Source organism: Colwellia psychrerythraea 34H, assembly GCF_000012325.1.
Classification (GTDB): domain Bacteria; phylum Pseudomonadota; class Gammaproteobacteria; order Enterobacterales; family Alteromonadaceae; genus Colwellia; species Colwellia psychrerythraea_A.
In genome coordinates, this window is sequence record NC_003910.7 from 3,408,517 (window position 1) to 3,422,232 (window position 13,716).

At 36.6% G+C, this 13,716-nt stretch carries 13 protein-coding genes and 6 tRNA genes; 10 read left to right on the forward strand and 9 right to left on the reverse strand.

The window, feature by feature from the left end:
- Positions 1-9: 9 nt before the first annotated feature.
- A complete protein-coding gene (rlmKL, locus tag CPS_RS14670) occupies positions 10-2,157 on the reverse strand; it encodes a bifunctional 23S rRNA (guanine(2069)-N(7))-methyltransferase RlmK/23S rRNA (guanine(2445)-N(2))-methyltransferase RlmL (RefSeq protein WP_011044048.1) in 2,148 nt (715 codons plus the stop codon).
- Between the two features lie 457 nt (positions 2,158-2,614).
- On the opposite strand from rlmKL, the gene CPS_RS14675 reads away from it, so the two are divergent.
- From CPS_RS14675 to CPS_RS14700, 6 genes are all read left to right on the forward strand, one after another.
- A tRNA-Met gene (locus CPS_RS14675) sits at positions 2,615-2,691 on the forward strand.
- Positions 2,692-2,749: 58 nt separating this feature from the next.
- Positions 2,750-2,826 (forward strand) — tRNA-Met (locus tag CPS_RS14680).
- A 310-nt stretch (positions 2,827-3,136) separates the two neighbouring features.
- A tRNA-Met gene (locus CPS_RS14685) sits at positions 3,137-3,213 on the forward strand.
- A 111-nt stretch (positions 3,214-3,324) separates the two neighbouring features.
- Positions 3,325-3,401: transfer RNA gene (locus tag CPS_RS14690), tRNA-Met, on the forward strand.
- Between the two features lie 109 nt (positions 3,402-3,510).
- A tRNA-Met gene (locus CPS_RS14695) sits at positions 3,511-3,587 on the forward strand.
- A gap of 134 nt (positions 3,588-3,721) precedes the next feature.
- Positions 3,722-3,798 (forward strand) — tRNA-Met (locus CPS_RS14700).
- Positions 3,799-4,091: 293 nt separating this feature from the next.
- Here CPS_RS14700 and CPS_RS14705 read toward each other — a convergent pair.
- On the reverse strand, positions 4,092-4,631 hold the full coding sequence (locus tag CPS_RS14705; RefSeq protein ID WP_011044049.1) for an XRE family transcriptional regulator: 540 nt from the start codon (positions 4,629-4,631) through the stop codon (positions 4,092-4,094).
- A 249-nt stretch (positions 4,632-4,880) separates the two neighbouring features.
- On the opposite strand from CPS_RS14705, the gene CPS_RS14710 reads away from it, so the two are divergent.
- Together CPS_RS14710 and CPS_RS14715 are read left to right on the forward strand one after the other, a co-directional pair.
- Entirely contained in the window at positions 4,881-5,069 is a 189-nt protein-coding gene (locus CPS_RS14710; protein WP_011044050.1) for a hypothetical protein, read from the forward strand.
- A gap of 225 nt (positions 5,070-5,294) precedes the next feature.
- Positions 5,295-6,245 (forward strand): DUF808 domain-containing protein, encoded by a 951-nt coding sequence (locus CPS_RS14715; RefSeq protein ID WP_011044051.1) that lies wholly within the window; start codon positions 5,295-5,297, stop codon positions 6,243-6,245.
- An 87-nt stretch (positions 6,246-6,332) separates the two neighbouring features.
- Here the strand turns inward: CPS_RS14715 and CPS_RS14720 are convergent, their stop codons facing one another.
- The 3 genes from CPS_RS14720 to CPS_RS14730 all read right to left on the reverse strand — a co-directional run bounded on the left by CPS_RS14720 (position 6,333) and on the right by CPS_RS14730 (position 8,096).
- On the reverse strand, positions 6,333-7,322 hold the full coding sequence (locus CPS_RS14720; RefSeq protein ID WP_011044052.1) for an NAD(P)H-quinone oxidoreductase: 990 nt from the start codon (positions 7,320-7,322) through the stop codon (positions 6,333-6,335).
- A gap of 145 nt (positions 7,323-7,467) precedes the next feature.
- Complete coding sequence (locus tag CPS_RS14725; protein ID WP_011044053.1) at positions 7,468-7,836, reverse strand: HopJ type III effector protein; 369 nt, start codon at positions 7,834-7,836, stop codon at positions 7,468-7,470.
- A complete protein-coding gene (locus CPS_RS14730; protein WP_011044054.1) occupies positions 7,836-8,096 on the reverse strand; it encodes a DUF2999 family protein in 261 nt (86 codons plus the stop codon). Before CPS_RS14730 ends, CPS_RS14725 begins: the two co-directional genes overlap by 1 nt.
- 624 nt (positions 8,097-8,720) lie before the next feature.
- Between CPS_RS14730 and CPS_RS14735 the strand changes: the two genes are divergently transcribed.
- Positions 8,721-9,260 (forward strand): M48 metallopeptidase family protein, encoded by a 540-nt coding sequence (locus CPS_RS14735; RefSeq protein WP_011044056.1) that lies wholly within the window; start codon positions 8,721-8,723, stop codon positions 9,258-9,260.
- A 111-nt stretch (positions 9,261-9,371) separates the two neighbouring features.
- Complete coding sequence (locus tag CPS_RS23930; RefSeq protein WP_011044057.1) at positions 9,372-9,542, forward strand: hypothetical protein; 171 nt, start codon at positions 9,372-9,374, stop codon at positions 9,540-9,542.
- 110 nt (positions 9,543-9,652) lie between these two features.
- On the opposite strand, the gene CPS_RS23935 is transcribed toward CPS_RS23930, so the two are convergent.
- From CPS_RS23935 to CPS_RS14750, 4 genes are all read right to left on the reverse strand, one after another.
- Entirely contained in the window at positions 9,653-9,820 is a 168-nt protein-coding gene (locus tag CPS_RS23935; protein WP_011044058.1) for a hypothetical protein, read from the reverse strand.
- 391 nt (positions 9,821-10,211) lie between these two features.
- The gene (locus CPS_RS14740; RefSeq protein ID WP_011044059.1) at positions 10,212-11,135 is read right to left on the reverse strand and encodes a universal stress protein; all 924 of its coding nucleotides are present in this window, start codon (positions 11,133-11,135) and stop codon (positions 10,212-10,214) included.
- A gap of 468 nt (positions 11,136-11,603) precedes the next feature.
- Positions 11,604-12,776, reverse strand: a complete 1,173-nt coding sequence (locus tag CPS_RS14745) for a vWA domain-containing protein (RefSeq protein ID WP_011044060.1) — start codon at positions 12,774-12,776, stop codon at positions 11,604-11,606.
- A gap of 27 nt (positions 12,777-12,803) precedes the next feature.
- Complete coding sequence (locus CPS_RS14750) at positions 12,804-13,649, reverse strand: AAA family ATPase (protein ID WP_011044061.1); 846 nt, start codon at positions 13,647-13,649, stop codon at positions 12,804-12,806.
- Positions 13,650-13,716 lie beyond the last annotated feature (67 nt).

The following is a 13,716-nucleotide window of genomic DNA, read 5'->3' on the forward strand; positions in this document are numbered from 1 at the left end:
TATGCCTACTTATGTCGCCGTGCGCTTAATAGACCAGCTATTATGAATATGCTTATTTCGGGCGAAATCTTTATCACGCGTCACATCAGACATTGCTTCTGCAGTTAAGCCCAGTTCATCTAACGCTTCAAAATCTATCTTAAAGTTGCGTTTGTTATTAGTAAAAAATATTTCACCGCCTCTATTAAGTGATTTCAAAGCATCTGTAATTAAGTCAACATGATCTCGTTGCACATCAAAGCTATCTTCCATACGCTTTGAATTAGAAAATGTTGGCGGGTCAATAAAGATTACATCAAACTTGTTAACATTCTTTTTCAACCAATCTAAACAATCTGCTTGAATGAATTGGTATTTATGACCGTTCAGCTTATTTAAGGCAAAGTTATCTTCTGCCCAATTAAGATAGGTATTAGACATATCAACGGTTGTAATCGATGCTGCGCCTTGCACTGCTGCTTGTACTGACACTGAACCCGTATAGGCAAATAAATTAAGTAATGATTTACCTTGAGATTTTTTCGCTACTATTTGACGCGTTTTTCGGTGATCTAAAAACAAACCCGTATCAAGGTAATCCCATAAGTTAATCTTAAACAATGCGCCATGTTCATTGATAGTAAGCGATTGTTTCGTCTTTTCTAATCGTTCATATTGATTGGCGCCCCTCTGCTTAGCACGGGTTTTCAAGATCACTTTATCTGTTGGAATATTTAACACCTTAGGTGCCCAATAAATAACTTCTTGCAGACGTTTTTTGGCCTTATCTTCTTCAATAGTTTTTGGCGCGGCGTATTCTTGTATAACTAAATATTCGCCATAAATATCAATCGCAACATTATATTCTGGAATATCACCATCATATAAACGGTAGGCTTCAATCTCATTTGATTTCAACCAGCCTTTTAAATTTTTACGATTTTTCTTTAAACGGTTAGCAAACGCACTATCTTCTTCAGCAAAATCAGATTGTGGATTTATCGCATCTTTTGCCCCTTGCTTTGCATCAAGGTTATATAAAGCTAATTGACAATCTAACGGACCATTCTTAAATTTATAACGCTTAAAACTTGACAGTTTCAACATAGAAAGCAAATCAACATTCGCTGTCAATATGGCAATACGCCAATCTTTAAACTGCATTTTAAGTTTTTGACCGAATAAAACGAAGTTTTCTACTAACTCAGGTAATTCACCAATACGCTCTCCATAAGGTGGGTTAAATAAAATTGTACCCGGCTGTCCAAAGGTATTATCCATGTCATTGGTGTTTTTACAGGTGAACTCAATATATTGGTGTAACTGAGCATTACGAGCATTTTGTTGTGCCGTTCTCAATACACGCTCATCGATATCGATACCAAATACTTTTACTTTGAGGTTCGACATATTTTCTTCAGAGCTATCTATCGCGAGCGTTAATTGTTTTTGCCAAACAGCATTATCATGGGACAACCAAGCCTCAAAGCCCCACGATTGTCGGTTAATGGCAGGTGCTTGCTTAGCTGCCATTGAAACGGCTTCAATCAAAATAGTGCCTGAACCACACATAGGATCAACCAACGGCTTGCTGGTATCATTTAACCAACCCGAACGTATTATTAACGCTGCAGCTAAGTTTTCTTTTAACGGGGCTGCACCACTGTGCTCGCGATAGCCACGTTGGAATAAACCTCGGCCAGAAAAATCAAGAAAAATGGTAACATTATCTCTTAACAAACGAGCCTGAAAACTAATTTGTGGTGCTTTTTTATCAACATTAGGGCGTTCGAAGCCTTGATCTCTAAACTGATCAACTATCGCATCCTTAATCGTTAAGCCACCAAACTGACTATTTCGAATTTCTTCGCTGTAACCAACAAAGTCGACAGCAAAGGTAGTAGTCGACTTAAAAATATCTGGCCAGTTAATACTACTAGCGGCTTTGAACAATTCATCTTTATCTTTCGCTTCACCCTCACCTAGTTTAAGCATGATACGTGTCGCAAGACGTGTCCAAAGCGATATTTTATATCCCAAAGCTAAAGAAGCTTGAAAATAAACGCCTTCTGGTTTTTGTATAACGTTAAATGCGCCGAGGCTTTTAATTTCATCAAACAATAAAACTTCAATACCTGGAGAGGTTAAAGCTAAAAATTGTTGCGTGGATTCTTTCATGGTGAATTTCCGGAGTAAGAAGCAGAGTAAACTATGGGCGCGATTATATACACAAACGCAAAGCACATAAACAAAAGTTAACTTTAACTGACCGAAAGTGCCTGATTTTCACACGTAACGAATAACATTTATGCTAACAGTCTTTTTTTTATAAAAGCGCTTGCTTTATCGATGCTCTATCCTTACTATACGCATCGCTTTCAGGGAGTAACCTTTCTGGAAGTAACTTCTCGCAATAAGAAGTAAAATATTGTGGCTTGTTCAAGTAATATCTAGCAATAGTAACATTTGAATCATTCTGACGCGGGATGGAGCAGCCTAAAAGATCAACCTCGTCGGGCTGTTCGTTATAAATAGCCGAAGGTCGTCATGTTTGTTATCAAATCTGGCTTCCGCAATCAATTCTTAAGTTTGAATTAAAAAAACTTGGCTTTCCTACTTTTGTAGGTCATTCGGACGCGGGATGGAGCAGCCTGGTAGCTCGTCGGGCTCATAACCCGAAGGTCGTCAGTTCAAATCTGGCTCCCGCAACCAATTCTTAAGTTTGAATTAAAACAACTTGGCTTTCCTACTTTATTGTAGGTCATTCGGACGCGGGATGGAGCAGCCTGGTAGCTCGTCGGGCTCATAACCCGAAGGTCGTCAGTTCAAATCTGGCTCCCGCAACCAACTTGTTTCTTTAAAGAGATAAGTATAAAAAGTAGGTAACAGTTCCCTCTTCATTAGATAAGGGATCAAATAACCAATTCTCTAATAATAGAATTAAAATAATTATTGGCTTGTTTAAATTTTTCTAGCAATAGTAATATTTAAACCATTCGGACACGGGATGGAACAGCCTAAAAGTTCAACCTCGTCGGGCTGTTCATTATAAATAGCCGAAGGTCGTCATGTTTGTTATCAAATCTGGCTCCCGCAAGCAATTCTTAAGTTTGAATTAAAACAACTTGGCTTCCTACTTAATTGTAGGTCATTCGGACGCGGGATGGAGCAGCCTGGTAGCTCGTCGGGCTCATAACCCGAAGGTCGTCAGTTCAAATCTGGCTCCCGCAACCAACTTGTTTCCTTAAAGAGATAAGTATAAAAAGTAAATTCTTAAGTTTGAATTAAAACAACTTGGCTTGTTTAAGTGTTTACTAGCAATAGTAAAAATTTAAACCATTCGGACGCGGGATGGAGCAGCCTGGTAGCTCGTCGGGCTCATAACCCGAAGGTCGTCAGTTCAAATCTGGCTCCCGCAACCAACTTGTCTTTTAAAGAGATAAGTATAAAAATAAATTCTTGAGTTTGAATTAAAACAACTTGGCTTGTTTAAGTATTTACTAGCAATAGTAAAAATTTAAACCATTCGGACGCGGGATGGAGCAGCCTGGTAGCTCGTCGGGCTCATAACCCGAAGGTCGTCAGTTCAAATCTGGCTCCCGCAACCAACTTGTTTATTTAAAGAGATAAGTATAAAAAGTAGATTTTCAGTTCCCTCTTCATCAGATAAGGGCTCTCAAAACTAATTCTTAAGTTTGAATTAAAACAACTTGGCTTCCTACTTTATCGTAGGTCATTCGGACGCGGGATGGAGCAGCCTGGTAGCTCGTCGGGCTCATAACCCGAAGGTCGTCAGTTCAAATCTGGCTCCCGCAACCAATCTTTGTAAAACCTCTATCTAATTCCTAAGTTATAACCTACCTAACTGTTACTTATAAATTGCCAAAACTGATCATTACCTGTTTCATTATTTATTAAAGAAAGTGGCACCTGCAAAATATTCAATATCTGTTCCCATATAAAATATAAATTGAATACATCTATCTGGTACTAATCAATTACCGGAAACTGATACTGCCTATTTAATGCTCAACATCCAAAATCAATTCAATAGAATTTTATTTTCTATTTATTTTTATTTTTAATAACTCCAACATAATGACTTCGACTAACTAAGCCATAAAGACCACTGCCACAGCATTTACAGGTTTTGTGCTTTTATTGCCATAACAGTGAGGAAGATGACCATGGAAATAAATTAAGTTACCAGCCTCCACCATATACTCTACTCCTTGTACTTCAACACAAGCAGTCCCTTCCAAACACAAAAACAACTCATGACTACCCTCTGGGTGCGGCACCCCTTTGCTATAACAGTTCGGCTTCATACTAATATCGTTGATTTGTAGTTTTTGCGTGCTGATAGGACTTGTTCGAGTACTAGAAAACCTACCATCATCTAATTGAGTAATGGGCATATCTTTACGACAAACCTCGGTAACATGTGCTGATTGCCGACTTATTAAATCATCAACAGACACACCTAATGCTTGTGCTACTTTAACAACCAAAGTTATGCTTGGATTTGATTGTTCGCTTTCCATATTAGCCAATGTTGCTCGTGGAATATCGGCCATATCAGCTAGCTTAGTTTGCGTTAGTTTGTGCTGAGCACGTAACCTTTTTATACCTTCACTAATAGGGTTGCTCACTAGTTATCTCCATAATTCTGCGTATTGATTTACCACGATGTGAAAGACTAAATTAAGTAATTCAGACTGTCATGTTTAGGACTACAAAATATCAACATATTGCCAGCCTTTATTCTATTATTAAAACATATTGTTAATTTATTGTCATTTTTAGTGGTTCACCACTAGACACTGTCGAAATTTTCATTACAATCTAGCCATCTTATCAATCTTGATAATTTCACTCATCAAACTTTCCTGGAGAATAATATGAATGTTGATCAACATATCAAAGTAGCACAATGGCACTTAGAGCAAGCTCGTTTACATAACGTTAGCGATCACACTTGTGGCTGTCCTGCTAACAAGCATGACCAACGTGCAATCGACGCAGTTGAAGCTGGTCTAATCATTGAAGAAAAAGCTTGTACTATAGAAGCTAAAGAAGCACGCGTTTAAGCTAACGCTAAAACCAGATAACTAATAAAAACCGATAAAGTCTTTTTATCGGTTTTTTTATGCCCTTCAACATTGAATTTATCCTACTATAAATCCCTCCCCCAATAATCGATAAAGAATGCATTAAGAATCAATATGATCCATTAGAGGTTATCATTGAAAAATAGCGTTAAGATAAATATAGTATTTATTAATTTAACCGAAACATAATTTACAAGGATTTCTATGGCTGGTGCAAGTTTACTAACCCTATTAGATGATATTGCCATGCTGCTCGATGATGTAGCAGTATTATCAAAGGTAGCCGCTAAAAAAACTGCCGGAGTTCTAGGTGATGACTTAGCAGTAAATGCTGAACAACTCTCAGGGGGCTTAAAAGCAGACCGAGAGTTACCCGTTGTTTGGGCTGTTTTTAAAGGCTCTATGCTTAATAAAGCTATTTTAGTGCCCATTGCTTTATTACTGAGTTACTTTCTACCTATTGTGATAATGCCATTGTTAATGCTTGGTGGTGCTTATTTATGTTATGAGGGTTTTGAGAAGGTATGGCATAAATTCTCCCATAAAGAAGAACACCAAGAGCAACACGAAAAGCATGTTGTCGCACTCCAAGATGAAACCATAGATATCACCCTTTATGAAAAAGATAAAATCAAAGGCGCCATTCGCACTGATTTTATCCTTTCAGCAGAAATAATCATTATTGCGTTAGGTACTGTGGCTGATAAGCCGATAACCACGCAAATTTCAGTCCTAATTTTTATTGCTATTTTGATGACAATTGGAGTTTATGGCTTAGTCGCTGGTATTGTAAAGATTGATGATGGTGGTTTGTTACTCATTAAAGATAAATCAGCAAACCTTTGGGCAAAAGCAAAACGTGCATTAGGTTATTTCATGATTTCTTTTGCGCCTAAACTAATGAAATTTTTAGCTGTTGCCGGTACTGTCGCGATGTGGCTAGTCGGCGGTTCACTTATCACTCATGGCGTTCCTGCTTTTCATCATATTATTGAATCAGCGACGAATTTTGCTGGTAGCCTGCCTGTTCTACCAGGGCTTTTAGTGGTAATCACCCCACTATTAATCGACTTGCTTGTTGGCTTTATATTAGGTGCGCTGCTGGTGTTTATCTCTTTAGCTATTATGAACGTAGTTAAGAAAACCGAGCATTAATACCTTAAGAAACTCCATAAAATTAGTGGCTAGTTAATTGTTGATGAATGCTTAACTAGCTATTGGCATAAAGCCAATGATTAATAATCAGTTAACAAGTAAAACTAATTTACCAACATTTTTATTTTTCGCCATTTTCTCATGGGCCTGCTCGACTTGTTGCCATGGATAAATCGAATCAATGATAGGTTTAATTTGACCATTAACTAAATCAGCATAAAAATCGCTACTAAAATTATCAACGAGTTGAGCTTTATAGTCCTCACTGCGATTACGCAGGGTTGAAGCGGATAACGTTAATCTTTTTGCTAACAATTTTGCTATGTCAACTTGCGAGCAATATCGCCCGCCTAACATTGATAAAGTAACTATGTGCCCATCAAGTGCAGCGACGTTAATATTTTTAGATAAATACTCACCACTAACAACATCAATAATGACATCGTAGCCTGCTAATACGTTTTCTTTCGACCAAGCAACAAAATCATTTTTTTGATAATTTATTGCACAATCAGCGCCAAGAGCTAGGCAAGCTTGAGCTTTAACTTCACTGCCCACAGTGACCGTAACATAACATTGTTTCGCTTTCGCAAGTTGTATCGCAGCACTGCCCACACCACTCGCGCCCGCATGTATAAGTACTTTACTGTTATTGGCTAACTTCGCGATACTGAATAAACTTTGATAAGCGGTTAAAAACACTTCAGCACAAGCGGCTCCTTGCTCAAAAGTAAATTGCTCAGGCAAACAAAACAATTGCCTTGCTTTTACTTTGACATATTGCGCGTATCCACCACCGGCAACTAAACCGAAAACTTTATCACCTACTTGCCACGATTGTGCTAAATGATTATCAGAAACCGCATCACCACATTGAACAATTTCGCCCGAAACTTCCAAACCAAGGATTGATGACTCGCCTGCTGGGGCTGGGTATTTACCCGCTCGCTGTAATAAATCGGCTCGATTAATTCCTATAGCGTGAACTTTAATCAAGCACTCATCCGCCACAATTTTAGGCATATCGGTTTGACTAAATACTAATGATTGCTGGTTATCAACATGGATATATTTCAAAGAGATCACCTTACGTTAGATTTTATTGGTTGAAGCTAGGGGGAGTTACGCTAAATAAGTGTTAAGAAAAGTAAGAATTAATAAAGTGCATAAACTCATACACTTTATCTAATGATCTTTACCTAATAAACTTAACTTGGGAAAGTTAAGTTAGTGGCGTTAAAGCAACAGAGTTGAACTCAACCTTGCTCCAACCACTTTGCATAAAGTTACGAATATTACCGTGGTCATTTCCTTGTGGATTATTTACCACGTCTTCACGATAGAAACGGCCAAAACAAGCTAACGTTTGTTGTTCTGATAAATTATTAAGTTTGGCAAAATAGAAGATCTTGCATGATCCTTCATTGGTGCCCGCTTCATTAAATAAATCACCGTTATTAAACGTTGCAGGTAAGTAATTGTAGTTTTCACTAATAACTTTCATTACTTGCTCAAAACTTACTTGTTCCGCATTTGAATCTAATTGGTTGATGAAATCAGTTAGAGTAATATTAACTTCTTGAGTGCTCATTAAGCATCACCAGCTTTTAATCTAGCCTTTGCTTCCTCTACTTTAGAGAAATCTAAACCTAATTCATTAACCGCTTGCTCAATAAGACTAGGGTCTGCCATGACTAGGCTCATAATAGCTTGTAATTTCTCTGGTGGAATACCAAGTTGTGTAATGAATGCCATTGCCATCATAGGGTTTTCAGTCAGCGCCTGAAACATCTCACTAATTTTTTCATCACTGATATTTAATTCTTTTAAAATTTGAATAATCGGGTTCATTAATTGTCTCTATTTAATATTAGGTTTAGCGTTAGTAATAATCAGGCTGCTTTAATAAATATAGCCCTATGAGTCATGCAGATTATAATATCAAATTATAAAGAACTTTACAGACAGCAGCCCATTAATAAATCAAAAATCTAATTAATACCAATTCCATTAAATTTATTCCCACCTCAGAGCTATGTCAGAGAAGCTATAACAAATAAAGTTTTTGCTGACATAGTCATTCTATATCGAACAAACTTGTGCCGTTATTGATTTTCTGACAAGCTCCCAAGGGCGAGTACCTAATAAAAAGTAAAGGCTGACATACTGCGTTATTGATTTTGATAAGGACGCTGCATGGATGCAGCTTATTAGAGAATGCAGGAGCATATTCTCCTGAATAACCATTCTCTTCGATCAATGCCTTGCCTCTAAGCCTTTTAATTCTCGCTGAGTGGAAAATAACTTAATGGACTTGGTATAACTAACTTCATTCATTACACTATTGAAAAAGAAAAAGTATAATAGCGCTGAATTGACGCAGACAAAATACACCATAACTGAGCCATTACTGAATTTATATTTCAATAAATGATGCTCATATAACGCCAACATTACTAACTATCTATTATATTTATGTCATCAAAATTTGAAAATACAGAGCTTAAATCCCCGAAATTAAAGTATTTATCTGCTTATTCTGCACAAATACAACTGCAAGTTCAGCAAATGATCGAACAAAAAAATTTAGAGAAATATTTATTAAACAAATACCCAACGACCCATGAGGTAAGTAACGACAAAGCCCTACGTGGTTATGTTATGTCACTCAAGAATCAGTATTTGAAAAAAGCATCGCCTTTAAGTCAGATAAAGTATGACGATAAAATTCATATCATTAATAATGCTTTAGGGTTGCATACCTATGTCTCTCGTGTACAAGGTAATAAGCTAAAAAGTAAACATGAAATTCGCATAGGCAGCCTATTTAAAAAGGCCCCTGAGGCTTTCTTAGCTATGATAGTCGTTCATGAGTTAGCTCATCTAAAAGAGAAAGAACATAACAGAGCCTTTTATAAGCTATGCCAAAGCATGTTGCCTGATTATCATCAATTAGAGTTGGACTTACGTATTTACCTTACTCACGTAGAGTTAATTGGCGATATTTACGCTTAATTCCAATGACATTAACTGAGTGAGTATTTTAACCAGGACAAGTGGACAATAATTTAATGGAATTGGTATTATATAAATAACTGAGCTACAACCAAAGAATATAAAACTAAGATGTCTGAAACTAAAATTAAATTTGAGCTCGAAAAACAAAACAAAAACAGTGTTCGCTATAAAGAAATTCCCAAAGATGGCATGCCACCAATTTTAGGCTCTATCTATGTACAAAAGTGGTATGCAGGTAATAGTAAATATCTAGAAGTGACTGTTAATAAGGTCGATTAGCTATAAGCGGCTAATGCGTCAAAAGCAAAAAACCAGAATACCTTATTAAGGTAATTCTGGTTTTTTTTGGGTTAACCGATAGTCAAACTAACGGTTATGATTTCTGCTTGTTATGCTTGATATAACATAGCTAGAAAATCTTTAGACTCATTCAACTGGCTAAATTTAAACAATTTAGAACCGGCTTGGTCTTTAACAACAACATTTAATTTGTTGATTGAAATAGACTTTACTGGTGCTTCAATAGCGTAAATCTTACCTTGATAAGTATAAGACATAATATAACTCCTTTAATTGCGTAACACGCAACATTAAAAAGCCCATAACTGCATATACATAATTGATAATAATACGATGAACTAACCGAAAATGACTCGGGATCTCATGCAGCAAAAAGCTTTAATTTAATAACTTTTTATTAAGGTGTTGGCTGACTGTGAAAGGGAAAGACAAAACACGAAAAAATCACTGGGGATTAACATCAATTAGATGAGGAAGGCTAATTGATGTTGGGAAATATACTGGGCTTTGTTGATAAAGTAAACATTTATTTTATCAAATACTAAATTATCGCTAAAGCATAATGCAATTTCTGTAAAAAATTAGTTATGATTCTGCACCAAAATTAGCTTTAGCAATTCATCTGAACCCAATGCCCCTCAGCCTCAATTAACTTGGATACCTAATGGATAAAATATCACAATCAACATTATCGAGTATTTTTTCAATAGTATTGCCAATAAATTTACCGTTATTGCCCATACCCATCACTAATAAATCAACTTCGTGTGATTTTACCAATTCAGGTAATTCAAATTCAGGTGAGCCCGCGACTAAGTGAGTCACCTCTTCATCAAAAGTATAATGGCTAAGTAACTCATCAAATACCACTTTGTGGTGATATTTTATCGCCTCGCTGTAATCAGTAAAATCACCACTAGCTAAACTGTGGTCCATACCCACAGCATTCATACCTTGCCATAATTCTATGCCCATAGGCTGATAACAGTGGCAAACGTGAGCTGTGCTATCAAATAATTCAGCCATGAGCAACTCCGCTTGGAGAATCTTGGTGTCTAATTGTTCAGGTTTATCATGTGCTCTTTCAGGATCAACTGCAGCCATAACAGTACGATACGAATAATCACGAATGTGTTTAGTTAGTAATAAAGGAACTGGGCAGTGTTCTAATAATTGCCAATCACCAGGCGTGAAAAACATTCTGTTAATAGTCGAATCTTGCTTCGTTGATTTTATCACTATCGATGCGCCATTACTGGCGATCTTAGCCAAAACGGCACAACTGACATCAGAATGCCAAACGACATCAATATTAACGACAATATCAAGGGATTTCACTTCAAGAGCGTACGTTTCTAACCACCGTAATTTCGATGCTATATATTCTTTTTGTAAAGCATCTAATTGCGTTTGATTAAAGTTCCAATGGCTAACAAATTGGCTATTATAAACCACAAGAAAAAGTTCGATACTTGCTGAAGTTTTTTCTGCAATGTTAATTGCTTGCACTAATGCTGATTGGTGGTCACTAGCAGCATCCATCACCACCAATATATTTGTAATATTTTTCATAATATTCCCTTAAGTATCAATATTCTAATTAACAACTATCTGAATAGTACCTTTATTAATTTAGAAAATAACAATAAAGACATCTCTTATTTTAAAGTTAGTTGAATCAGATACTTATAGCAACATATTTAGGTTAATTTCGAACACAAGTTGATCTAAATTATGTATCAGTTATCTGGAGAGAGAAAGCTAAAGATATCAATGAACAATGGCGCGATTATTGAAAAAAAACAATGATTAATACTTGATATCAACTAAGGTTAGCTAAAATAAATTATCGTATTTCAAGTATTGTTAATTCTTTGATAGGCACTGCACTCATTGGACTGACCGGAGCAATGTTTTGTTTTGAGATCACCCTATGTCGCAAAGCGATATTTCTTTATTTAACTTTAAGATAATAACTAGGGCATATATCAATGCACCTAGTTATCTCCTTAAAATCGTAGGGCCGAGACTTTATAATACTTAGAGTAATGCCTTTATACCTTGAGTTAACCCTTCAACCGTTAAAGGATACATTTTATTAGCAACAATGCTTTTCATAATATCGATGGAACTATAATAAGACCACTGCCTTTCCTCTTGTGGGTTTAACCAAATACTCTTATCGAAATGGCTCAATAACCTTTTCATCCAAACACTACCTGGCTCTTCATTCCAGTGTTCTACACTACCGCCAGGGTATGTAATCTCATAAGGTCCCATCGTCGCATCCCCGATAAAAATCACTTTATAGTCACTACCATAAGTATGAATGACTTTATGTATATCAACGGGCTCACTGGTTCGACGGTTATTGTCTCGCCATACATGCTCATAAACACAATTATGGAAATAAAAGAATTCTAAATGCTTAAATTCAGTGTGCACCGCTGAAAACAGTTGTTCACATACCTTGATATGATAATCCATGGAACCACCTACATCAAAAAACATCAGTAATTTAATAGCATTGTGTCGCTCAGGTTTCATTTTAATATCAAGATAACCCGCATTACGAGCGGTAGCAGATATCGTATCATCAAGTGCCAAAACATCACTGGCACCAGTACGCGCAAATTTTCGAAGCTTACGTAGGGCAACTTTGATGTTTCGCGTGCCAATTTCAACGTTATCATCTAGATTTCGATATTGACGCTTATCCCACACTTTTACGGCTTGGCGATGTCGAGAGTTTTCTTGACCCACTCTTACACCTTCAGGGTTGTAACCATTTGCACCAAATGGCGATGTACCACCCGTGCCAATCCACTTATTACCCCCTTCATGGCGTTTTTCCTGCTCTTTCAAGCGTTCAGCCAAGGTTTCCATTAATTTATCTAAACCGCCCATGGCTGAAATCTTTGCTTTTTCTTCATCAGAAAGCATTTTTTCAAAATGTTTCTTTAGCCAATCTTCAGGTATTGCCGACAAATCAAGTTCAATGGTTGATACGCCTTTAAAATAGTCCGCAAAAGCACGATCAAATTTATCAAAATAACTTTCATCTTTTACCAGAACTGCGCGGCTAACGACATAAAAATCATCAATATTAGCAAAAACTACGTGCTGCTCTAATACGCGAATTAAATCTAATAATTCACGTATGGTACAAGGCACTTTGTAGTCTCGTAATTTACAAAAAAAATCAATTAACATATGCTTTTTGACCTCTGGTGATTTTATTTATCGATGAGAACGATGCATAAAAGCGAGCTTTTCAAACAAATGCACATCTTGCTCATTTTTCAATAAAGCGCCATGTAAAGGCGGGATCACTTTTTTGGTGCGAGTTTCTTGTAAAACATCAATATCAATATCTTCAGCTAAAAGTAACTTTAACCAATCAATTAATTCAGACGTTGAAGGTTTCTTTTTAAGACCCGGTATTTCACGAAGATCAAAAAACAGTGCTAACGCTTCATCAAGCAGTTTTTGTTTGATGTTAGGAAAGTGCACATCAACAATCGCTTTCATTTCTTCTGCTTCAGGAAAACTAATGTAATGAAAGAAACAACGACGCAAAAAGGCATCAGGTAACTCTTTCTCATTATTTGAGGTGATAATAATAATGGGTCTTTGTTTAGCAACAACTTTCTCTTGGGTTTCATAAACAAAAAACTCCATTTTATCGAGTTCTAATAACAGATCATTAGGAAATTCAATATCGGCTTTATCTATTTCATCAATTAATAAAACCGGTCTTTGATCCGCTGTAAAAGCATGCCACAGTTTTCCTTTTACTATGTAATTACTAATATCATGAACTTTTTCATCGCCTAGCTGACTATCCCTAAGACGTGATACCGCATCATATTCATATAACCCTTGCTGAGCTTTAGTGGTTGATTTGATATGCCAAGGGATTAACTCCGTGCCTAAACTCAACGCTAGCTCTTCAGCAAGCATCGTTTTTCCTGTCCCAGGTTCACCTTTAATTAGCAAAGGTCGTTCGAGTGCAATCGCCGCATTTACAGCAAGTTGCAGTGCTTTAGAGGCAATATAGTTACCCGTGCCATTAAATGATTTCATGTTTTTCCCACTTATTGTTTACAAATTAAACTAAGGTATTGATTAACTATGCCATTTTATTTAACCG